The sequence below is a fragment of the Methylococcus sp. S1M genome (assembly GCF_051295855.1).
GTDB classification, from domain to species: Bacteria; Pseudomonadota; Gammaproteobacteria; order Methylococcales; family Methylococcaceae; genus Methylococcus; species Methylococcus capsulatus.
In genome coordinates this window covers 119,425-140,231 of the sequence record NZ_JBPDXO010000002.1, presented here as the reverse complement: position 1 = coordinate 140,231, position 20,807 = coordinate 119,425, and the positions used below count along the sequence as shown (strand labels likewise).

Genomic DNA, 20,807 nt, shown 5'->3' with positions numbered 1-20,807 from the left:
GGTCGAATGGAAACGAGGATTCGCACCCCGGAAACCGGGGACGATTAGCGGGCTGATGGCGGGTAGCGCCTTTCCAGGTCATCGAGAAAACGGCCGATCTGTCTCATACTACCTTTCAACAGCCGCGGCGGCTGCCCGTTCAGCCACCGCTCCAGGCGCATGCTGCTGCCGGGCCACAACACCAGCCCCCCCATGGCCAGGAAAGGCAGGCCCAGCACACCGGGCGTGACCAGCCCGACGACACCGGCGGTGATCAGCAGCCAGCCGACGTCATGTGGCATGCGGCGTATCCGCTGTTCCGTTTTTCGTTCAATGGCGAGGGCGTCCAGTATCGCGAAGCCATTTTCGAGGGATGGTTCGCTCTTTTCCGGTCTGGTGGGCCGGGGCGGAGCAGGGAGGGCTGCCGGCCTGTTACGCCGCTTCGTAGATTTGCGCCCGGGATTGGGACTTTCGGTCATGTTTATGTTGCTTCGAGGTCGGACCGCCCATGTTACCTGCAGCAGGTGGCACGGCTCAATCGCGACTCACGTGGGTGGTATCCAGCCTGCGATCCTGCCGCGATCGAGCAGCCAGCGTTCCTGGTAAACGTGCTTGGCGGCGAGGCCGGCGCGCCGGCTGAAGGACCGGTTGGCATAGGCATTGAGCGCGACGGACAGGCCGGGAACGAACGATGCCAGCTTGCGGCCGAACACGATCCGCTGCAGTACCGCCAGCGCTGCGTCGTTCACGGCGTCGCCGACGAGGTGATGCTCGAGCTGCCAATGATAGTTCTCCATGGCGCGCGTTCGTTCCTCGGCCGTTTCGGCGGTGGCCAGCGCCAGGATGTGCAGCATGAAGCCGCGGTCACCCGTGCGCTCCGTGGAATAGCCATAGGCCTGGGACACGCGATGGATCAGCCGCAGCGCCACGCCCAGCAATGCCGGAACGCCCACCAGGACGGTACCCAGGCTGCCCGTGCCGGTCACGGCGCCTACACCGGTGGCGAGTTTGAGTCCTTCTTCGATGACTTTGTCGGCCAAGCGATCGCTGAATTCCAGCGACTGCGCGCCGATTTCCTCCAGGCTGCGAATTCCACCGTGGCGCAGGATCCAGTCGTCCCGTACCAGTTGCTCGGCCATCTTGTTGAGGGCGTCGAGCGCGAATCGCGAAGCAGGGGCGGGTATGATCTTCCGGCCCAGCCGGACCAGCGGCCGCCGCGCGCGGTTCAGGAGCGGGCTCGCCAGATGAGGCTTACGCCGTTTCCATGCGGCGATGGCCCGGATCTGTTCGGCTTCGTAATGGCTCGGTGGCATGGCTGGAATGAGGTGTTTCATGCCTATCAGCAAGACTGGCGGAGAGGGCTCCGGACTCCGGCGAGCGCCGGGCTTGTTCAGCGCAGAAGCGGAACGCGACGCACCTTTGCCATCTGCAGGTTTCGCCGCAGACGGCGGTCGACGTTCACGACACCGAGGTTGGCGATGATGCCGGAAGTAATGCCGTTGAGGATACCGGCGAAGGCGCCGGCGATGCAAAGCAGATTCGGGATCGCCGCCATACGGCAGGCCGAAACGACGTTGGCGTCATGGCTTCGGGCCAGCTCCATCAGAGCGACCAGGGGATCGAGCGATTCGCTCAGGAGCGCGATGTCGCAGGGCCCGCTGTCACCCAGCGGGTTTACCAGGCCGACGGTGACATGGGCTTCGCCCGCCATCTCGGACTCCTTGTCGAAGTCGCCGACCAGCGTGGTCCGCACGCCCCGGTTTTTCAGCCCGCGTAGAAAGCGGATCTTCTGCTCCGCGTTCAGCCCGCCGCCGGAAAGATCGGCACCGAGGCGGCGCATGAGTTCGGCGGTTTCGGCCTCGGGGCGTGACGAGACGACGAATATCTGCCGCATGCCGAGCGCGCGGAGAGAGGCGAGGGTCTGACTTGCGCGCGGCCGGTGCGAGTAAGTGAACCGCAGCTCCGCGACGTCGGTGCCGTCGATGCGCATCCGCAACGGCGCCGTGACCGCCTCGGAGTGGCTGAGAGCTCCCGTCAGACTGACGGTATGGCGGCCGCTCCGCACCTCGACCGCATTGGCGTCCAGCGACAGCAGTTCCGGCTCGCGGACGACCAGCCCACGCTGGGCGCAGCTTCGGGCCAGCGCCTCGGCGCGTTCGTCGCCGAGGAACAGTCCGGCGCCCGCGGCGTGCCGCAGGATCGTGTCGGTGTACGGCGCCTGGCCGGCCACTTCGGCCAGCTCGAGCTGCGGATCGAGGAGGCCCGGCAGATCGCCGTCGATCACCAGGAAGTCGCTGTCCTTCATGCGGGCGAGAGCCGAAGCGGATTTGAGCAGGGCACCGCTGCGCCAGGCCAGCCGCATGGCCCGGAGTGTCTCCATCGGCAGGACCATGCCGGGGCCGCTGACCCAGTCCTGATGCAGGATGGCGCCCACCGTGATCAGGTCGCCCACGGCCCAGCCTACGCCGGCGGTGGCCAGAGTAGGGAACACTGTGCGGTCCGCCAGTTCTTCCGCTCGGCGTCGCATGGTTCGGTCGGCGGGCATCAGGGAGGCGGTGTCGAGGACCTGCCTTGTGAGACCGGCGGCCCGGGTCTCTGGTCCGGTGCGGACGGCTTGGATATCCAGGGAACCGTTGGCCACGACGGTCCCGGCAAGCACTTCGTCGCCGGCTGTTTTCCGTACCAGGCCCGGATGTCCGCGAAGGCTGGATTCCTGGACCAGGGCCTGGCCGGCGAGGACGACGCCGTCGACCGGGATGATCCGGGGCGCAGAGACTTTGACCCGGTCGCCGGCGCGCAGATCGGAGGAAGCGACCCGTGACTCGATGCCTTCGGGGCTCAGCAGGACGGTCTGTGCCGGAACCGGCAGGTTGTCTTCCAGAAGCGCCCGGGTTTCCCGGGTCAGATGCTTCCGCCAGTTCTGCTGCCAATAGCGCAGAGACCATTCGGTCAGGGCATACGCGAGGACCTGGCCGGTGGCGATCGAGCAGGCGAGCAGGGCGGTGTGAAACACCGCCACGCCCGGTTTCCCGCGGCTGATCTGTTTGCCGGCATCCTGCAGCACCCGGAGATTGCCCGCCACCAGCAGACCTGCCGCGAGCGGCGTCGCGAGCGGCAGCATCAACTCCCCTACGGCGCCGAGTCCGACACTGGCGTTGGCGACCCGGAAATCCACCGCCGCGGGTTCGGGAATGCATGATGCCGTTTCGGCGATCAGAAGCCCCTCGGCGACGCGTAACAGAGCGGCCGGTTCCAGTGAACCGGCGTGGTAACGGATTCGGATCGTGCCGGAAGCGGCATGGCCAGAAACACGCCGGACGGCATCGAGTGCGCCGAGCGCGGCTTCGATGGTTCGGAGACGTACGGCATTGCCCTGCAAGGACGGATGTCGCAATTCGAGCCAGCCATTGGCGGCGGACCCGATCCGGAACAGCGAGATCAGGTCGTCATGCCGATGCAGCGTGACGGGGGAATCCGCCGGCCACTGCGGCAAATCCCGGTCTGCCCGCCCTTCTTCCTCGACGTCCACCGCGGCGGCCAGCCGCCGGCGGAAAGCGTCGACGCCTGTCTTCGCGGTGCGGTGTCTGATGAGCGCACATCCCCGGGAGGGTTCCAGCTCGAGTGACTCGACTTCCGGGAGGGTGAACACCCGCCGGGCAAAACGGCGGGCGATCTTCGCTCGGCCGGGGCCGAAGACCGCCGTATCCTCGATGCGTAGCCAGCTGGAACCGAACGCGATCCTACCGGCCATACATCGTTATGTTGGGAGCACGCGGCTCGTCGGCGAAACGGCTAATCGGCATAGGGCTTGATTTCGCCGAGTTCGACCATGCGGTCGAGTTCCATGACGATCAGCCTGTCCTGTTCGTCCAGGACGTTGTAAAGCTCCTGCAACTGCTTCTGCCGGCGTCGGACTTCGATGATCATGGCCGACAGAAAAATGGCCGCCAGGGCGGTGGTCAGTGCGTTCGTCACCTGTTCCATGCGTCTGTCCTCCGGATTCAACGGGGTGAAAATACGGGGCGAACGGGCGGTCCAGTCAGGCGCCCATGGCATCCTTGGCGCCCTCACGGATCACTTCGATCGTACCCAGGAAGCCGTCCTTGTGCAGCCTGTCCTTGATGTCCTTTTCGATATTGGGGCTGTCGTGGTGCAGGCTCAGGAAGCGCAGGAACTCCTGCAGGGCGTGCAGCGCCCGGACCGGCTTCTGAATCAGCCCCAGATTGAGATGGAATCCGTGGTACTCGCCGCCATCGCGCGGACCGGATCGGCGCATGTCGCGGACGATGAGCACCGGGTCCTTGCCGATGAACTGCGGATGCCGCTTGACGATGTCACGGGACTGTTCCGGGGAAAGTACGTAGAGCGGGTCACCGTCCTGGAAAGAGCGGATCATCTCGAAATTGTCCCGGATCACCTGCGCGGCGGGGGAGGTCCAGCCGGTATCCAAGATGAATATGCGAAACCTCGGAGCCGGCCGCCCGCCGGCGCTTTCCGGGACGGCGGTCGCGGTTTTGCTTCTGCGGCCACGGGATGTGGGGGCGTTTGATTCGGACATGGGCGATTCTCTCCTGGGCTGTTTCGAAGCGGGGCGGGCGATGCGAGCGGAGCCGGACTCCTAGGCCGCCAGCGCGCGCCCCTTGTCATCGTCGGCTTCGTCGATTTCCGCCGCCTTCACCCTTTCCATCGCCTCGCCGGCTTTAGGGACTCCGCTCCGGTCCGCCTCGGCACAGCCCGCCCGCTTGAGTTCGAGTTCGAGCTGGTGGCGTCGTTCGGCTTCCAGAAGGGCGACCTTCCGCATCGGCAGCAGGCCGTTGGCGAGCGCCGCGAGCGCCGCGACATTGTTGGTGAAAACCGAGGCCGCCACGCCGAAGCCCAGGGTGAACACACCGAGGACGCAGGCGACATTGGGGGCGATGATCATGGCCCAGCTGCGCGCGATATTGCGCTCCAGCTCACGGGAAATGTCCCGCAGTTCGCAGAGCTTGCCCAGGCCCTGTTCGAGGAACACGATGTGGGCGGTATCCGTGGCGATGGACGTGGCGCCCCGCAGCGAGATCGACACGTTGGCCTTCTTCAGCGCGATGGAATCGTTGATGCCGTCGCCGACGAAGCAGACGGTACGGCCTTCCTGCTGCAGCTTTTCCACGTAATCGGCCTTGTCCGCCGGCAAGACCTGGGCGAAATAGCGGTCCATGCCCAGTTCTTCGGCCAGTTTGCGGGTGGGCGCCTCGTGGTCGCCGGAGATGATGGCCAGGTGCTTGACGCCGCGCGCCCGCAGGCCGGCGACAATGTCCTTCACTTCGGGGCGGACTGCCGCCTGGAGTTCCAGTGCTCCGCCGATCCGGTCGCCGATCGCGACCATCACCATGGTATAGCCTTCGAGGTGGGCGGCATCGAGTGCTTCTTTGATTTCCGGGGTCAGCCCAATGCCCTCCCTCTCCATGAAGCGGGCGCTGCCGACCCGGATTCGCCGGCCTTTCACCCTGACGTCGATGCCGTAGCCGACCTTGTACTGGGTCTCGTCGGTCGCCGGCAGGTCGATGCCCCATTCCTCCGCTTTTTTCAGGATGGCCAGGGCGATGGGGTGATGGAACTTCTGCTCGGCACCGGCGGCATACATCAACACCTCGTTTTCCGCGAAACCGTTCGCCGTGATGATGCGGCCGACCTCCGGACACTCGCGAGTGAGGGTGCCGGTCTTGTCGAACAGCACGGTGTCGATCCTGCCCATGAGTTCCAGTGCCCGGCCGTCCTTGACCAGGACACCCTTTTGCGCGCACAGCGCCAGGGAAGACAACAGTGCCAGCGGCGCCGCCATCCGGATGCCGGTGCCGAGGTCGCTGTTCAGGGCAGCGACTGCGCCGCTGGGTCCGATGGTCGCCCATGCGATGGCGCCCACGACCAGGGTCGGAGCGGCGGCCCGATCCGCCAGCTTCTCCCCTTTGTTCTGGGATGACAGCTTATAGCCCGCGGTGTCGTTCAAAATCTGGCTGATCTTGGCGGAGGCCGTTTCACCGCCCGACTGCTCGACCGAGACGAAGATCTTGCCGGCCACCATGACGGTGGACGCGAACACCCGGTCTCCCACGCCCTTTTCCGCGGGGCTGGATTCCCCGGTCAGCGTGTGCTGATCGATCATTGCCATGCCTTCGACGATGTGGCCGTCCACCGGTACGGTATCCCCGGTGTGGACGGCGACGATGTCACCCTTCTGGACCTTGTCCATGGGTACCTCGATCTCGACGCCGTCTTTGACCAGCCAAACATGGCGGGGCTGTTTGCCGAAGGCGTTCAGCAGCATCTTCTTGGAATTGTCCTCGGTCTTCTTGACCAGCAGCCGGCCGAAGGACAGGCACCAGGCCAGCACCGCGCCGGGCAGGAGCTGCAGGGTGCCCAGGCAGCCGAGCACGACGATCGAATCCAGGAAATCGCAGCCGATCCGCTTTTCCTTCGAGAGACGTTCGTAGGCTCCCCGGAAACAAGGGATGGAGGTGTAGGCGAATACCGCCGCGGACAGTGGGAGCAGGGCGGGAACGGCGAACTGCGCGGTCGCCGCCAGAGGGATGGACAAGCTGCAGATGGTCAGGTCGAGGTCGAGTCTGTCGAGTGCTTCCTGGTGCTCGGCGGTTTCCAGGGCGCTGTCGAGGATCTCGATGAGATTGGTCTGGCTCAGGCGGCGTGGATCGTAGTCGATCTGTACCGTGCACCGCAGCGAGTGTGTTTTGTAGCGATCGACCCCCAGTACGCTCATCAGCTCCCGCTCGATGGCCTGGCACAGATTGTTCTTGCGGTACAGGACGGGGTTCTTCAGCCGGATCGAGCCGATCTGGTCGCTCACGACCTGCCAGCCCGTGACGCGCTTGCCGAAGCGATGGTAATGCACGACGCCTTGGCGATCGCGCGCGGTGATCATCGGCGCGAAAACCGGCTCGCCCTCCGCTGGCGTGCCTTCGTCTTCCACCAGGCAGTCTGCCACTCGCCCCAGCACTTCTTTCGCGGCATGACGCTTCGTGTCGAAATGCAGCTCGGCGCGGCAGGCCGGCGCCGCTTTGATCGTCGCGCCCCGGATTTGCGGTACCCGGAATACCCGCCGCAGGAAAGCCCGACACACCGGTGTATCGGGGTCGCTGAACATCTCCTGGCCGTGGACGGCGATGGTTCCGGGGGCGGGAAACGAGACGGTGATGCTGTTGGTCCCGGAGTGTTTCGGAGCGCGGGGACTGGAAGCGGCGTAGGGCATTATCGACTGTCCTGAGTGACCAACGAATTGACGATGATTCCTTTGCGAAGGGGCGTCATCGCGCCCCTGGGCCGGCGGCGCGGCTCAGGTGGTGGGTGCGGTCACCGGCGTTTCCTTGGCTTCGTTCAGCGCATCGAGAGCAGCGCGGCCGCCGTCGATGAATCCCTCGACGATGGGATTGTCCTGGGGAATGGCCCGCGCGATGAAGACGGTGCCGTAGACGATGCCGTAAGAAACCATGTAGGAACTGGTGTAGGCGAAGCGTGACAGCGAGCGTCCCACATCCATGCCGGCCAGTTTCTCTTTCACCTTCGCCGCGTCTTCCGTGGCGTTCTGCACGGCATCACGCATCGCATCCGAGATCGATTTCAGGGCTTCGGCTTCGCCGGCGTCTGTGCTGGTACTGTTCGCGGTTGAATCTGCCATGGTACTTGGATACCCCCTTGAAGTTCGACATGTTCGTTGTGCCGGACGGGTCGGTCGTTCGAAACGGCCTGTAACACTCGGGTTCAGGCTAACACGTCTGTCCGGCGGAAGCCAAGACGAAGAGGACGCCGGGAATCCGCTTTAACCTGACGGTAACATCGCGGTGCCGGTCTCAAAGCCGAGCTTCATAAATATCCGTCAGGCTCGTTAAATTTTTATTGGGATTATGTGTAAGTTTCTTGTCCGTCGGCTACGGCGATGAGGCATGGATGAAGCCGATTCCGAACATCAGGTAGACTCCGATCGGCATCATGCCTTCGAGCCGGGTCGGGGAATGGTCGCCCAGGGGTTCCGGGCGACCTTCATCGACAGGATGATGCCGACGAGTTCGAGCCGGGTGAACAGCAGTCCATACTCATGCCTACGAGATGGCCGGCGATGACCGGGATGGGGGCGACCAGCAGCGCTAGTTGGGTCGTTGCGCCGATTGGTTCAAACCGCGCGATTATGGTTGGCAGGCGTGACGACTGTTTTGAGAGAACATTCTTATGCGCCATCAATCTTGGGAGCCCCGAGTGTGAGACTGAACTGGTTGCTGGTATTCGTTCCGATTGCGTTGGGTCTGGACTGGGGAGATGCCCACCCCACGCTGGTGTTCCTGGCGTCTGCTCTGGCGATCGTGCCCCTTGCGGCGCTGATGGGCGATGCCACCGAATCGCTCGCGAGTTATCTGGGGCCCACCTACGGCGGCTTGCTCAGCGCGACCCTTGGCAATGCGCCCGAAATCATCGTGGGGCTGTTCGCGCTTCATCAAGGATTGGTCGACGTCGTCAAGGCCTCGTTGACCGGTTCCATCATCGGAAATCTGTTGCTCGGTCTGGGCTTGTCGCTGTTTGCCGGCGGTATGAAACATGGAGAGCAGCAATTCGACTCCAAGACGGCGAGGCGCAACGCGGCGTCACTGATGCTGGCGGCGATCGCCCTGATCATTCCTGCCGTGTTTCACTTCAGCGCGAGTTCCGATGAGGAGATCAGCGTCCACATAGCAGCGGTGCTGTTTTTCGTCTACTGCAGCAGCATCGTTCTCACCCTCCGAAGCCAGAAGGCAGTATTCGGTGTCGCGGCGGCCGCCGAGGAGCTCGAAGAAAAAGGCAAGGCCGAACCGGAGCCGTTGGGCGGCGAGCTTGGATGGAGCAGGAACCGGGCGCTTGCGGTCCTCGCCGTGGTGACCATCGCCTTGGGCGTCATGAGCGAAATCATGACGGACGCCGTCCAGCCGGCGGCCGATGCGATGGGATTGACACCCTTGTTCGCCGGCGTTTTCCTGCTGGCGATCGTGGGTAACGCCGCCGAAACCTTCAACTCGATCCGGTTCGCCCGCTCCAACCAGGTGGAACTGGCGCTGGGCGTCACCGTCGGTGCCAGCACCCAGGTCGCTCTGGTGGTGGCGCCCGTCTTGGTGTTCTTCAGCATGCTCATCGGACGGGACATGGACCTCCTGTTTTCCCAGTTCGAGATCGTCGCCGTCATGCTCGCCGTCGTGGTCACACGCGACCTGGTCCGAGACGGCCAATCGACTTGGTTCGACGGGCTCCTGCTGATCGGCGTCTACTGCATACTCGCCATCGGATTCTTCTACATCCCCGTCACCCCGGCTTCCTGACTCCCTTACTCCGGCCGGTAACCGTCGGTCAGGGTCTTGAGGAACGCGACCAGATCGTCGACCTCCCGGTCGCTCAGGCGCAGATTGCCGAGCTCATCGCCATTGACGTTCTGTTTGACCTCGGGTGCGGGCCAACAGCCCAAGCGTTGGGCATCGGCTTCGGGTACGAGTTCGTTCCAACAGGTGGGGCGGACATCGCGGGTGTTGTAGAAGTCCACCACGGACCGCAGGGTGCTGAAATAGCCGTTGTGCATGTAGGGCGCGGTCAGAGCGATGTTGCGCAAGGTCGGCACCTTCAGTTTGCCGTCCTCCCAGAACTTGCCCACCCGCTTGCCCAGTCCCAGGTCGATGAAGGCCGGCCCGTCCGGGTTCAGCGTCGGCGGCAGCGCGTAGAAGGGGTTGTTCGGATTCTTGGGCACGCCGAGGTTGTCGTAGGTGTGATCCGTGAACAAGGGTGGGGTGCCGTCCGCGCTCGGCCGACTCGGGTGACAGGCTGCGCAGTTGCCTTTTTCCTCGGATTCGAAAATCACCAGCCCGCGCATTTCCTGCGGCGTGAGTTTCACTTTCCCTTTCAGGTAATAGTCATATTTGGAATCGAACCTGGCGAACACCGGTGACCGTTCGAAGGCGGCTATTGCGGCTGCGATCCGGTCGTAGGCCTTACGGGTGTTATCGAGCGAGCCGGGACCGAACACCTCGTCGAACATCCAGGCGTATTCCGCTTCACGGACCTTGTTCACTACCGTCTGTTTATCAGGATTGGCCATTTCCAAGGGGTTGAGGAACGGTCCTTTGGCCTGTTCCTTGAGTGTCGGAGCGCGTCCGTCCAGGAACTGCCCCCCAACGAACAGGCGCAGAATGGGGTCGTAGTGGAATGGCGGGGTATAGGCGGCATAGGCCGCGGTCGGCGCATTGCGGTTGCCTTTGAGCGTTTTCAGCGCGCCGTTGGAGGTCGGTTGGCTCTTGTTCGGATCGGAAAAAGCCGTGGCCGGATCATGGCAACTGCTGCATGCCTGACCCGGTGGCGTGGACAGGTTGGTGTCGAAGAACAGTTTCTGGCCGAGCCGGGCCTTTTTGGAAAGGTGTTTTCCTCCCGGTAGAGTGAGTTCTTCCGGGGAAGCCGAAAGGGATGCCATTAGTCCTAAGATGCTCGCCGCGAAGGTGAAACGGTATTTCATGCGAGGTTCCCCTCTCTCTTGCTCGAGTAAATAATGAGAACAATTCTCGTTAAATCCTGGCGCCGGGGCAAGCTCTACCTCTGACCGCTGTCCGATTTCCGGCGCTTCCCGTCATCCCTGGAAGGGGACGCCTTCCTTCAGAGGGCACTTGCAACGTTCCGATGCAGATGCTAATGTTCATTCAAACGCGAATCAATCGCATTTGCAAGCGTGTTATCTTTTATAAGGGGAGAGTCAGCAATGAATGCACCACCAGTCAGACCGAACCCGCTCCGGGCGGCATTATCCACCGCCCTTCTTTCCGTCGGTATTGCGGGAGAGGCCGCTGCCGCTCAGAAGATGCCTTCGGTCGAAGAGCTCTGGAAAGTGATCCAGCAGCAACAACAGGAAATCGAAGCGCTGAAGACCAAGCTCGGCCAGACCGAGACCGTCCAGAAGGAGGTCAAGCAGGAAGTGCAGGATCTCAAGACGGCCAGCAAGGGGGAAGCGCCGTCCGAGCCGGGAAAGCCGGCTGACGAGGCCGGCAAGAAAAAAGTCAAGTCCGAATCGGACCGCAAGACCGATATCCTGGCGGCCGAGGTGGAAAAACTCAAGACTTCGCTGATCATCCCGGAAAAGCGGGAATACAAGAGCATGTACGGTATGGCGCCGGCGGCCTCCCAAGTGTACATGAATAAGCGAGGCTTATCGATCGGCGGTTACGGCGAATTCTTCTACACCAATTTTCAAAACGACGGGGTGGAAAAATCGCTGCAGCAGAAAAACACGGCCGACATGGCCAGACTCGTTCTCTACGCGGGCTACAAGTTCAACGACTGGATCGTTCTCAACAACGAAATCGAGTTTGAGCACGGATCGACCGGCGAGGGGAGCGAAGAGAAGGGCGAGGTTTCCGTCGAGTTTTCGTACCTCGATTTTCTGTTCGATCCCCGGGCCAACGTCCGTACCGGTCTGATGCTGGTGCCCATGGGCTTCATCAACGAGATCCACGAGCCGACATTCTTCCATGGCAACCGGCGTCCCGAGGTCGAGCAGTTGATCATCCCGACGACCTGGCGGGAAATGGGCGTTGGCGTACATGGGGAAATCGTGCCCGGCCTGGTCTACCGCGCCTACGGCATCAATGGTCTCAATGCGGAGGGCTTCGATTCGTTCGGCATCCGAGAGGGTCGCCAGGGTGGCAGCCAGGCTCTCGCGGAGAATCTGGCGTTTACCGGTCGGGTTGACTACATGCCGCCCGAATTGCCGGGGCTAATGGTCGGCGCCTCGACCTTCCTCGGCGATGCGGGGCAGGGCAATGTCTTCATGACCGCTGCGGGTCCGCAGAAGCCCAACGTGTTCACCCAACTCTACGAAGGTCACCTCCAATGGCACTACCGAGGCTTCGAATTCCGGGCGCTGGGAGCCTGGGGTGGGATCGGGGATGCGGCGATACTCAGCGAGGCCAAAGGCGAGACGGTGGGCAGTTCCAATTACGGCTGGTATGTGGAGGGGGCCTATGACGTGCTGCCTTGGCTGTGGCAGGGGACCACCCAGTACCTCGCGCCGTTCGTGCGTTACCAACGTTACAATACCCTGGCGACCGTGCCGGACGGCTTCACCGATTACGACGGCCTTTACGATCGGCGCATCTACCAGGCGGGCCTCACTTACAAACCCATCACCAACATCGTCATAAAGGCCGATTATCAGAACATCAGTTCCGGGGCGGGACAACTGCCGGGCCAGTTCAACCTCGGCGTCGGGTTCATTTACTGAGCAATCCAGTCCAGAGGAAAAATCCATGCTATTTCGCGGACTTCTGTGGGTGACGGCGGCGCTGGCGGTTGCCGCCTGTGCGCCAGCACCGGTCGTCGACCAGTCGAATTTCTCGGACGTGTCGGGGCTCGAGCCGTCCTTGGGACAACAGGCACAGGCGCCGGCCGGCGGACGCATGTTCACGGTCTACAATTACTGGCACCGCAAGGGAGCCGTCTTCACCGAATCGAGCCGGCAGGTGGTCGGGGAGGGCGCGGTCTTCGTCGATGCCGGTGATCCGGTGTTTCCGGCGACGGTGCAGAGCGACCCAGTCTATTGTTCGGACAAGCTGATGTACATCGATCCCTTGATCGGTGCCTACAAGAGGGCCTGTTTCTCGGACGAAACGGGCGATGGCCTGTTCGATCACGTCCGGGTGGCGCCGGAGTCGTCCTGGATCAAACAGCCGCTGTCCCCCCGACTGCCGTACAAGACCCAGGATATTGTCGTGCCGCACGGTGGCGCCTTCCGCTACGAGTTGATTTATCAGGGTTTCGCCAACAATACCCTCAGCCTCCGGTTCATGGAGTACAAGGGAGGCGATTTCGACCGGCCGATGGTGACGCTGGACATGAGCTATGCGGCCGACACATTCCCGACCACCATCACTTTCCGGAATCTGAAGGCCGAAGTGCTGGCGGCCGACAACCACAAGATCGTTTACCGCGTCCTCAGCGGATTTTGACGTTTTCATGACCTGAGGTGGTCCGTAAGGCACGGTCTTTGGTGTAGCATGAGCTTGCAAATGACATTGAGGAGTATTTTTCTTTGCACAGTCAATTTTGTGTTTCCAGAGGCGAATCGGGGCAAGGGAAGGTCGGGTTTTTTGCTGCCCTGCTGACAGGGGTTTGTCTGCTGGGGGTGATGCCAAGTGCCTGTGCAACGGTCTATCACAGTCAGGAGGAGGCTTTCGAACTGGCATTCGGCACAGGTGTGTCCGTGACGGCGGAGCCGGTGTTTCTCACCGACGAGCAGATCGCCGCGGTGGAGCGGGAGGCGCGGGTGAAGCTCGATTCAGGCCTGTTCACGTTTTACACCGCCGAACGGGATGGCAAGTCCTTGGGATTCGCGGCCATCGAATCCCACACCGTGCGGACCCAGCCGGAGAGTCTCCTGATCGTGCTTTCCCCGACGGGCGAGGTGGGGCGCGTGGAAGTGCTGGCGTTCCACGAGCCGCCGGAGTATCAGCCGGCGGCGCGGTGGTTCGAACTGATGAAAGGAAGGACGATCGAACAACTGATACCGGGCAACGGCATCGACGCGGTATCCGGAGCCACACTGAGCTCGGTGGCTGCACTGGCCAGTGTCCGGAAGGTCAAGGCGATATTCAGGCAGGCGCATCCTGCCGGAGGTGAATGATGCGATTTTTCGTGACCGGAGAGCAGAATCGGCAGATGATGCTCAATGCCGTGGTGCTCTTGTTTCTGGGGTACATCGCTTTGTTCTGGGTCAGCAACGGCCTGATGTATTTCCATAAAATGGGGCTGACGGCGCAATCGGTGGTCGAGTATTACCTCGGCTCGCCGGAAAAATTCACCCAGCCCCGGAGTTACCAGAGTCTGCTGGAAGTCACGCATTTCCATCTGTTCTCGATGGGGATGCTGGTGGTCACGCTCGCCCACCTCGTGTTGTTCACTCCCCTGCCGACCGGCCTGAAAGTCTGGCTGACCGGCCTGACGTTTTTCGGCGCGGTGGCGGATGAGGCGGCGGGCTGGCTGGTCCGTTTCGCCCATCCGGTTTTCGCCTATTTCAAGATTGGCGCGTTCGTCTTGCTGGAGCTCAGCCTGGCGACCCTGATCGTGGTCGTGTCGCTGTCGCTTGTGGCCCAGCGCACGCGACTGCGGGCCAAGGAGCCGCCGCGCTCCGTTCAGGCCGTGACGGACGTCGTCTGAGGATTCACCAGAACTTGAGCTTTTTCGCCGCATAGCCCTCCGGAATGGCCATGACGCCGGGCGGGAAGACGTCCGAGTTGACCCTGCTCAGGGTCAACGTGGCGGCCTGTTGGGACGAAGCGTCGTGGAGTTCGACCGGGATACCGGGATAGTCGGTGAGGTTTACCGTAGGCAGCGGCCCGAGATCGACGTAGCGTGCCGCCACCCCCTTGGCTTTTTCGGCGATTCTGGACGAAAACAGTAGCATGGCACGCAGGGTTTCGTAGTCTCCGGCCGGAAGCTTGAGCGTTTCCGCCGATGCCAGGCAGATGTCGCCCTTCTTGTCCCCGCCCTGACGCAATTCCACTTTGCTGCAGGCATAGCCTCCTTGAGTTTTTGCAGTGCCCACTTGCGCCAGCACGATCGGCCGACTGTCTTCCGACTTGGCGGTGATCCGGTCCAAGTCGACGCCGCCCAGGATGTCCGACCACTTGGCTCTTTGTTCCGGAGATACTTTTTTCAACTGTTCACCCAGTCCGCGCAGGAGCGGCTGTACGTCCTGGACTTGGGATGCAAGTTCGGCGACCCGCTGCTCGGTGACGGGCATGTAGGCCTGTTTGCGGTGATCGATCAAAAATGCCGCGTTTCGGGATCGATTGAATAGGATGTCCAGTTCGCCATCACCCCCCGCCGACTTGATGAGTACCTGCCCATCCTTGACGAACAGCGACTGCGGCGCTTTTTCTCCGGCGACCTGATATTGCAGCGTGGTGTCGGCAAAAGCCGGGGCGATGGAAAAAGGGGAGGCGAGGATTGCGCATGCGATGCGCCGGGAAAGTCTTGCCATGGGATGACCTGATCGGATTTTTCGTAAAGCGGATGATGCGGGGCGCTGGGCAGCTGCCGGTGCAGCAAATCCGTTAAAATCGGTATTTTCGCGCGGCCTGGAGAACTCTGTGCCTCACGACGACCACGAACACCATCATGCGGCTGATTCCGCCGGAGCGCAAGGGCGACTGGTCTGGGCGTTGATCCTCACTGGCGGCTTCGTCGTGTTCGAAGCGCTGGCGGGCTGGAAGGCGAACAGCCTCGCGCTGCTGACCGACGCCGTGCACAACCTGAGCGACGTGTTGGCGCTGGGCCTGAGCTGGTACGCCATGCGGCTGACTGCCCAGCCGGCGCACGCGGCCAAGACTTTCGGCTACCACCGAGCCGGCATCCTTGCCGCCCTCGCCAATTCGGCCGGGCTGGTGGGCGTTGCCTTGTACATTCTCTACGACGCCTACGTCCGCCTCCTCAGTCCCGCTCCGGTTCAGGCCGACATCCTGATCGGGGTGGGCGGGGCAGCGCTGCTGGTCAATGCCTTCACCGCCTGGCTCGTCCATCACGGCAGCCACGACGACCTGAACATGCGCAGCGCCTTCCTGCATCTGCTGGGCGATGTGGTGTCAACCCTCGGTGCCATCGCCGCGGGTGTGGCGATCCGCTACACCGGTCTGTACTGGCTCGATCCGGCGGTCAGCGTCCTGATAGCGCTGCTCATCCTCTGGAACGCCAAGGGGCTGATGGCCGAAGTCTTGGACATCCTGCTGGAAAGCACGCCGCGGGATGTGGACATGGGTTCGATGGTACGGGACATGATGCAGGTGGAAGGTGTGCATGGGGTGCACCATCTCCATGTGTGGAGCATTTCGCGGCAGTTGCGCATGCTGTCCGCTCATATCGTGACGGACGACATCCGCCTCAGTGAAGGCGAGGAGCTGCAGAGGCGGGTCACGCGTCTGCTCGCTCAACGTTATGGTATTGCGCATACGACGCTGCAACTGGAGTCCGAGAGCTGCCAGCCGGATTCGCTGTATTGCGACATTTCCAGGCCGAATCACCGCTATCATGGTGAATGAGCCGGCAACGTCCGATGAACACACCGTTGGCCGTTTGACGGTCAATCCGGAGAAAACCGCTCGGTCATTACTCCTTACAATAAGCGCCATCAGAAATTTTCCGCAGGCCGCTCCATGTTTCCCACCATCGAATCCTTCGTCGGCAACACGCCGCTGGTACGTTTGCAGCGCTTGCCCGGCGACACCGCCAACTTCATTCTGGCCAAGCTGGAAGGCAACAACCCCGCGGGGTCCGTCAAGGACCGGCCGGCCCTCAGCATGATCCGCTGTGCCGAGGCGCGCGGCGACATCCAGCCGGGCGACCGGTTGATCGAGGCGACCAGCGGCAACACCGGCATTGCCCTGGCCATGGCGGCGGCCATCAAGGGCTACCGCATGACCCTGATCATGCCCGATAACATGAGCGCCGAGCGTCGGGCGACGATGAAGGCTTTCGGGGCCGAGATCATCCTGACGCCGGCGGCGGGCGGCATGGAGGCGGCCATCGACCTGGCACGGGCGATGGAGGCTCGGGGCGAGGGCAAGATCCTCGATCAGTTTTCCAACTCCGACAATCCACGCGCCCATTACGAAGGCACGGGGCCGGAAATCTGGCGAGACAGCCAGGGGCGGGTCACCCACTTCGTCAGCTCCATGGGCACCACCGGCACCATCATGGGCACGGCACGCTACCTGAAAGAGCGGAATCCTGCGATCCAGATCATCGGCGTCCAGCCCAAGGACGAGGCCAGGATCCCCGGCATCCGGCGTTGGCCGCAGGAATACCTGCCGAAGATCTACGATCCCTCGCTGGTGGACCGCATCCTCGACGTGACCCAGGAAGAGGCCGAGTCGACCACGCGGGAACTGGCGGCACAGGAAGGCATCTTCGCCGGCATTTCCTCCGGCGGTGCGGTGGCAGCCGCCCTGCGACTGTCGCGGGAGGTGGAGAACGCGGTGATCGCCGTCATCATCTGCGACCGCGGCGACCGTTATCTCTCCACAGGCGTATTTCCGGAATAAGATGGGTCATCGAGGCAAAAGAAAGCCGCTGCCGGCCGAGCCGATCGCAGCGCACATCGAATCTTTCGCCCACGACGGCAAGGGGATCGCCCACGTCGACGGCCGGGTGGTGTTCGTCGATGGCGCTTTGCCGGGCGAAGACGTCACTTTCGTCTATACCGAAATCAAGCGTGACTACGCCGCCGGGCGGGTGGTGGAGATCGTCACGGCCTCGCCCGACCGGGTGCCGGCGCGTTGCCGGCATTTCGCCCTGTGCGGAGGCTGCAGTCTGCAATATCTGTCCGAAGACGCCCAGATCGCCCTGAAGGAAGATCTGCTGCTGGATCAATTCCGCCGTATCGGCAAGGTCGAACCGGCGGCTCAGTTCCCGCCGCTGCGGGGACCGCACTGGGGTTATCGCAGCCGGGCCAGGCTCGGGGCGCGCTACGTGGCCAAGAAGGGCAGGGAGCTGGTGGGATTCCGCGAACACGCGAGCGCCAAGATCGTGGACATGACCGATTGTCCCGTGCTGCATCCGGCGTTGGGGGAGCGCATCCAGGCCTTTGCCGAGTTGATCGAGGGTCTCTCGCTGCGGGAACGGCTGCCACAGATCGAGGCGGCGGTCGGCGAGGAGCGCACGGCGCTGGTGTTCCGGGTGCTGGAGGACCCGACCGCCGAGGATTTCGCCAGACTGGCTCGGTTTGGCAAAGACCAGGGTCTGGACGTCTACATCCAGCGGGAAGGGCGCGACTCGGTCGCTCCGGTCTATCCGGAGACCGCACACGACCTGAGCTACAGCCTTCCGGAATGGGAAGTGACCTTCCGCTTCGGTCCCCTGGATTTCACCCAGGTCAACATGGCTATCAACCGCCAGATGATCGACCAGGTCATGCAGGTGCTCGATCCCCAGCCGGAGGAACGCGTGCTCGATCTGTTCTGCGGCCTGGGAAACTTCACCTTGCCGTTGGCGCGCCGCGCCGGCCACGTCACCGGCGTGGAGGGAGGCGCGGAAGCGGTCGCGCGGGCGATCCGGAATGCGGCGGACAACGGTATCGGCAACGTCGAATTCCACGTTGCCGACCTGTCGAAGCCGGAAAGTTGCGGCTCCTGGGCCGGCCGGGAATACCACAAGGTGCTGCTCGATCCCTCTCGCTCCGGCGCCCTGGAAATCCTCCAGTGCGTGCCGAACTGGAAAGCCGGGCGCATCGTCTACGTGTCCTGCAATCCTTCCACCCTGGCACGCGATGCCGGCGTCTTGGTCCACGAATACGGTTATCGTCTGCTCAAGGCCGGCGTCATGGATATGTTTCCGCACACCGCCCACGTCGAGTCCATCGCGGTATTCGAGCGCTGATCTCGAGGTTTTCACCATGAAAAGACTGCTGCTCACGCTGGCCGCCGCGCCCGGACTCGCCCTGGCCATTCCGGCCACGCCGGTGATGACCCTGTACCAGTTCAACGGGCCGCTGGATATTCCGTACTATGACGCCGATGCTTTCCTGCGCAACGGCCCGGCTTCGCCGGCCGGGACGTTGAGCCAGGGCAGTTCGGTCATCCCATGCCTGGTTCTGAAGAACGGTCAACCGCTGACCGACGCCACCGGTACGCCTTACGTCGGTTTCAAACTCGTCGTGGACTCCCGTACCGCCACTCCCGCCTCGGCGGAGAAATTCAAGCAGGCCGTGGCGGAGCGCAAGACCCTCGTCGTCGCCAACCATCATTGCGATGCCTCGGTCCGGCACGTAATCGACGTCCGCAAGCTCTATCCCATGGAAAAAGCTCCTTTCTTCGATCCGCCACGGGAGCTAGCCCGCCGGCCGGTCAGGCCGGACCAGGGCGAGCTGGATCGGATCGTAAAGGCGTTCCACGACTCGCCTCAGTGTGAAAGCGCCAACGGCAGTCTCACCGGCCGACGCTCCGCTCTGGCCCGCGCGTGGGACCAGTTCGTGCGGGCCAACCCCGGCCATTGGCCGGCACGGGCACTGGAGCAGGCCAAGCAGCTCGATTACGTCATGCGCACCACCCTGTTCGAGGGGCATCTGGAGCGGGGCTGCAATGCCTACGGTGCCTGTGAACGTAACGTCATCGCCCTGTCCATCCGCAACCGCGGCAAGGAAGGGTGCAGCAGCGGCCAGGGCTGTGGCGCCCCGGGAGATTTCCAGGGAGTGGCGTCCAGGCCCTCGCAATACAACATCTGGGACGAATACCTCACCCAAGTCACGGGTCTCACGGCCTGCTTCCTGCGCCAGGACCTGAGTCAGACCGAGCGCTACGCCAAGCTGCAGGCCATGTACGCGCAGACTCTCCCGGACGTGCAGCGCATCCTGTTCGGCGATGATGCGGACCTCAGGGAAATCTTTCCCTTCGTTCCCCTCACGGACCTGAAGAGCCTCAAGCACTACTACCACGCTCCGGCCATGGGCAAATGCTTCCCCGGCCACGAGCGGGCGGAGTACATCACCGGTGCAGTGGCCCGGAAGGGGCGGGATTTCGCCCTCATCGCCAATACCCGGATTCAGGTGGAGGATCGTGCAGACGGCGGCTACTTCTTTCGGGATTTCCTCGTGACCGCCAAAGACGACCGGGATGAAATCAGGATCGTCGACAATTATCCCGGTTTCGTCATCGACGCCCGCAAGGTCGATCTCAAGCCCACGGCCGGCTGCCTGCCCTACGGCATTCCCGCGGGCTGCGAATTCGGCGAACCCGGACGTTACCGCACCACCCCGGTCTGGCTGAACACGGGCCGACCGCTGGAGCTGCGCTGTCATCTCGAGGACCGGGGAGAAAACTGCCAGGCGCCCGCGGTCGCCAAAACCGTCGGCGTCGGCGGCCGATGCGATACCCAGATGCGGCCGGTGGCCGGGGTGAAGTGATGTTGTCGGCGCCTTCCTTGCAGGCCAGGCGAGATCGATGCGTTTACGACCTTCGAGCCGTTCCTCTTCCTCGGGCGCGTGTTCGACCGGGTGCGGCCGTGATCGCGGTGCCTCGAGCGGCCATCGACCTGGCCAAGCGCTTCGAGGGCTTCCACCGCGTGCCGAAGAACGACCCCGGCCGCGCGCATCCCTACGTCTGCCCGGCCGGCTACTGGACCATCGGCTACGGTCACCTCTGCGACCCGAAGCATCCCCCGATCACGGAGGCCGAAGCCGATGTCTACCTGGCCCGTGACCTGCAGACGGCGCTCGCCGCGACGCTGCGCTACTGCCCGGTGCTGGCGACCGAACCCGAGGGGCGGTTGGCTGCCATCGTGGACTTCACCTTCAACCTGGGCGCAGGACGGCTGCAGACCTCGATGCTGCGGCGCCGGGTCGATCAGCGGTATTGGACCAGCGCTGCAAGCGAGCTGCGCCGCTGGGTCTACGGGGGCGGGAAGGTGCTGCCTGGCCTGGTGGCGCGCCGACAAGCCGAAATCGAGCTGATGGCCGACCGATCGACGACAAACGAATCGGCATGAACCGGCCCCAATCGGCATGGATCGCATTTACCCTGTCCAAATCCTGTGACAATATGCGTCCTGGAGTCCACGCGATGGAAAGCGTCATGGCCGATCGTTGGTTATCCGTCGAGGAAATCGCCGAATACCTCGGCGTCAGCAGGGACAGCGTCTACGCGTGGATCGCGAAAAAGGACATGCCGGCCCACAAGGTGGGGAGGTTTTGGAAGTTCAAGGCCGAAGAGGTCGACGAATGGGTGCGCTCCGGCAAGGCGTCGGAGGAATCCGATTCGGCGGAAGGTCATTGACCGCCTCGGAGATTGGAGTGCCCA

20 protein-coding genes are annotated in these 20,807 nt (G+C 63.0%); 11 read left to right on the top strand and 9 right to left on the bottom strand.

All coding sequences use genetic code 11. The annotated features are described in order from the left end of the window. Nucleotides 1-44: 44 nt before the first annotated feature. From ACSHWJ_RS04265 to ACSHWJ_RS04235, 7 genes are all read right to left on the bottom strand, one after another. Nucleotides 45-281 (bottom strand): hypothetical protein, encoded by a 237-nt coding sequence (locus tag ACSHWJ_RS04265; protein WP_432539452.1) that lies wholly within the window; start codon nt 279-281, stop codon nt 45-47. Between the two features lie 243 nt (nt 282-524). Next, entirely contained in the window at nt 525-1,313 is a 789-nt protein-coding gene (locus ACSHWJ_RS04260; RefSeq protein ID WP_432539453.1) for an EcsC family protein, read from the bottom strand. Between the two features lie 56 nt (nt 1,314-1,369). After that, the gene (locus tag ACSHWJ_RS04255; RefSeq protein WP_432539454.1) at nt 1,370-3,730 is read right to left on the bottom strand and encodes a cation-transporting ATPase; all 2,361 of its coding nucleotides are present in this window, start codon (nt 3,728-3,730) and stop codon (nt 1,370-1,372) included. Between the two features lie 41 nt (nt 3,731-3,771). Further along, nucleotides 3,772-3,963, bottom strand: coding sequence for a hypothetical protein (locus ACSHWJ_RS04250; RefSeq protein WP_017364309.1), 192 nt, complete (start codon nt 3,961-3,963; stop codon nt 3,772-3,774). Between the two features lie 55 nt (nt 3,964-4,018). Continuing rightward, nucleotides 4,019-4,429, bottom strand: coding sequence for a hypothetical protein (locus tag ACSHWJ_RS04245; RefSeq protein ID WP_143708510.1), 411 nt, complete (start codon nt 4,427-4,429; stop codon nt 4,019-4,021). A gap of 168 nt (nt 4,430-4,597) precedes the next feature. Next, the gene (locus ACSHWJ_RS04240) at nt 4,598-7,222 is read right to left on the bottom strand and encodes a heavy metal translocating P-type ATPase (RefSeq protein WP_432539455.1); all 2,625 of its coding nucleotides are present in this window, start codon (nt 7,220-7,222) and stop codon (nt 4,598-4,600) included. Between the two features lie 84 nt (nt 7,223-7,306). Continuing rightward, nucleotides 7,307-7,648 (bottom strand): hypothetical protein, encoded by a 342-nt coding sequence (locus tag ACSHWJ_RS04235; protein ID WP_017364312.1) that lies wholly within the window; start codon nt 7,646-7,648, stop codon nt 7,307-7,309. 577 nt (nt 7,649-8,225) lie between these two features. On the opposite strand from ACSHWJ_RS04235, the gene cax reads away from it, so the two are divergent. Beyond that, nucleotides 8,226-9,311, top strand: coding sequence for a calcium/proton exchanger (gene cax / locus ACSHWJ_RS04230; protein WP_432539456.1), 1,086 nt, complete (start codon nt 8,226-8,228; stop codon nt 9,309-9,311). 5 nt (nt 9,312-9,316) lie between these two features. On the opposite strand, the gene ACSHWJ_RS04225 is transcribed toward cax, so the two are convergent. Continuing rightward, nucleotides 9,317-10,489 (bottom strand): cytochrome-c peroxidase, encoded by a 1,173-nt coding sequence (locus ACSHWJ_RS04225; RefSeq protein WP_432539457.1) that lies wholly within the window; start codon nt 10,487-10,489, stop codon nt 9,317-9,319. Nucleotides 10,490-10,729: 240 nt separating this feature from the next. Here ACSHWJ_RS04225 and ACSHWJ_RS04220 point away from each other — a divergent pair, with 240 nt between their 5' ends. The 4 genes from ACSHWJ_RS04220 to ACSHWJ_RS04205 all read left to right on the top strand — a co-directional run bounded on the left by ACSHWJ_RS04220 (nt 10,730) and on the right by ACSHWJ_RS04205 (nt 14,178). After that, nucleotides 10,730-12,247 (top strand): hypothetical protein, encoded by a 1,518-nt coding sequence (locus ACSHWJ_RS04220; RefSeq protein ID WP_432539458.1) that lies wholly within the window; start codon nt 10,730-10,732, stop codon nt 12,245-12,247. Nucleotides 12,248-12,272: 25 nt separating this feature from the next. Further along, a complete protein-coding gene (locus ACSHWJ_RS04215; protein ID WP_432539459.1) occupies nt 12,273-12,971 on the top strand; it encodes a hypothetical protein in 699 nt (232 codons plus the stop codon). Nucleotides 12,972-13,054: 83 nt separating this feature from the next. Then, the gene (locus ACSHWJ_RS04210; protein ID WP_333687875.1) at nt 13,055-13,645 is read left to right on the top strand and encodes an FMN-binding protein; all 591 of its coding nucleotides are present in this window, start codon (nt 13,055-13,057) and stop codon (nt 13,643-13,645) included. Continuing rightward, nucleotides 13,642-14,178, top strand: coding sequence for a hypothetical protein (locus ACSHWJ_RS04205; RefSeq protein ID WP_282213310.1), 537 nt, complete (start codon nt 13,642-13,644; stop codon nt 14,176-14,178). Before ACSHWJ_RS04210 ends, ACSHWJ_RS04205 begins: the two co-directional genes overlap by 4 nt. 4 nt (nt 14,179-14,182) lie before the next feature. On the opposite strand, the gene ACSHWJ_RS04200 is transcribed toward ACSHWJ_RS04205, so the two are convergent. Further along, a complete protein-coding gene (locus tag ACSHWJ_RS04200) occupies nt 14,183-15,004 on the bottom strand; it encodes a hypothetical protein (protein ID WP_432539460.1) in 822 nt (273 codons plus the stop codon). Between the two features lie 109 nt (nt 15,005-15,113). Between ACSHWJ_RS04200 and ACSHWJ_RS04195 the strand changes: the two genes are divergently transcribed. The 6 genes from ACSHWJ_RS04195 to mads1 all read left to right on the top strand — a co-directional run bounded on the left by ACSHWJ_RS04195 (nt 15,114) and on the right by mads1 (nt 20,783). Further along, entirely contained in the window at nt 15,114-16,058 is a 945-nt protein-coding gene (locus ACSHWJ_RS04195) for a cation diffusion facilitator family transporter (RefSeq protein WP_432539461.1), read from the top strand. A gap of 114 nt (nt 16,059-16,172) precedes the next feature. After that, a complete protein-coding gene (gene cysM / locus ACSHWJ_RS04190; protein ID WP_010961148.1) occupies nt 16,173-17,060 on the top strand; it encodes a cysteine synthase CysM in 888 nt (295 codons plus the stop codon). A 1-nt stretch (nt 17,061) separates the two neighbouring features. Beyond that, entirely contained in the window at nt 17,062-18,393 is a 1,332-nt protein-coding gene (gene rlmD, locus ACSHWJ_RS04185) for a 23S rRNA (uracil(1939)-C(5))-methyltransferase RlmD (protein ID WP_218800265.1), read from the top strand. 16 nt (nt 18,394-18,409) lie between these two features. Continuing rightward, on the top strand, nt 18,410-19,915 hold the full coding sequence (locus tag ACSHWJ_RS04180) for a hypothetical protein (protein WP_432539462.1): 1,506 nt from the start codon (nt 18,410-18,412) through the stop codon (nt 19,913-19,915). 98 nt (nt 19,916-20,013) lie between these two features. Further along, the gene (locus ACSHWJ_RS04175) at nt 20,014-20,496 is read left to right on the top strand and encodes a lysozyme (RefSeq protein ID WP_432539463.1); all 483 of its coding nucleotides are present in this window, start codon (nt 20,014-20,016) and stop codon (nt 20,494-20,496) included. A gap of 86 nt (nt 20,497-20,582) precedes the next feature. Next, a complete protein-coding gene (mads1, locus tag ACSHWJ_RS04170; RefSeq protein WP_432539464.1) occupies nt 20,583-20,783 on the top strand; it encodes a methylation-associated defense system helix-turn-helix domain-containing protein MAD1 in 201 nt (66 codons plus the stop codon). The last annotated feature ends 24 nt before the right edge of the window (nt 20,784-20,807 follow it).

Coding starts and splice junctions, on each gene's coding strand:
- ACSHWJ_RS04265 (WP_432539452.1), bottom strand. CDS start 281: ATGCCACATGACGTCGGCTGGCTGCTGATCACCGCCGGTGTCGTCGGG.
- ACSHWJ_RS04260 (WP_432539453.1), bottom strand. CDS start 1,313: ATGAAACACCTCATTCCAGCCATGCCACCGAGCCATTACGAAGCCGAA.
- ACSHWJ_RS04255 (WP_432539454.1), bottom strand. CDS start 3,730: ATGGCCGGTAGGATCGCGTTCGGTTCCAGCTGGCTACGCATCGAGGAT.
- ACSHWJ_RS04250 (WP_017364309.1), bottom strand. CDS start 3,963: ATGGAACAGGTGACGAACGCACTGACCACCGCCCTGGCGGCCATTTTT.
- ACSHWJ_RS04240 (WP_432539455.1), bottom strand. CDS start 7,222: ATGCCCTACGCCGCTTCCAGTCCCCGCGCTCCGAAACACTCCGGGACC.
- ACSHWJ_RS04235 (WP_017364312.1), bottom strand. CDS start 7,648: ATGGCAGATTCAACCGCGAACAGTACCAGCACAGACGCCGGCGAAGCC.
- ACSHWJ_RS04225 (WP_432539457.1), bottom strand. CDS start 10,489: ATGAAATACCGTTTCACCTTCGCGGCGAGCATCTTAGGACTAATGGCA.
- ACSHWJ_RS04220 (WP_432539458.1), top strand. CDS start 10,730: ATGAATGCACCACCAGTCAGACCGAACCCGCTCCGGGCGGCATTATCC.
- ACSHWJ_RS04215 (WP_432539459.1), top strand. CDS start 12,273: ATGCTATTTCGCGGACTTCTGTGGGTGACGGCGGCGCTGGCGGTTGCC.
- ACSHWJ_RS04205 (WP_282213310.1), top strand. CDS start 13,642: ATGATGCGATTTTTCGTGACCGGAGAGCAGAATCGGCAGATGATGCTC.
- ACSHWJ_RS04200 (WP_432539460.1), bottom strand. CDS start 15,004: ATGGCAAGACTTTCCCGGCGCATCGCATGCGCAATCCTCGCCTCCCCT.
- cysM (WP_010961148.1), top strand. CDS start 16,173: ATGTTTCCCACCATCGAATCCTTCGTCGGCAACACGCCGCTGGTACGT.
- rlmD (WP_218800265.1), top strand. CDS start 17,062: ATGGGTCATCGAGGCAAAAGAAAGCCGCTGCCGGCCGAGCCGATCGCA.
- ACSHWJ_RS04180 (WP_432539462.1), top strand. CDS start 18,410: ATGAAAAGACTGCTGCTCACGCTGGCCGCCGCGCCCGGACTCGCCCTG.
- mads1 (WP_432539464.1), top strand. CDS start 20,583: ATGGCCGATCGTTGGTTATCCGTCGAGGAAATCGCCGAATACCTCGGC.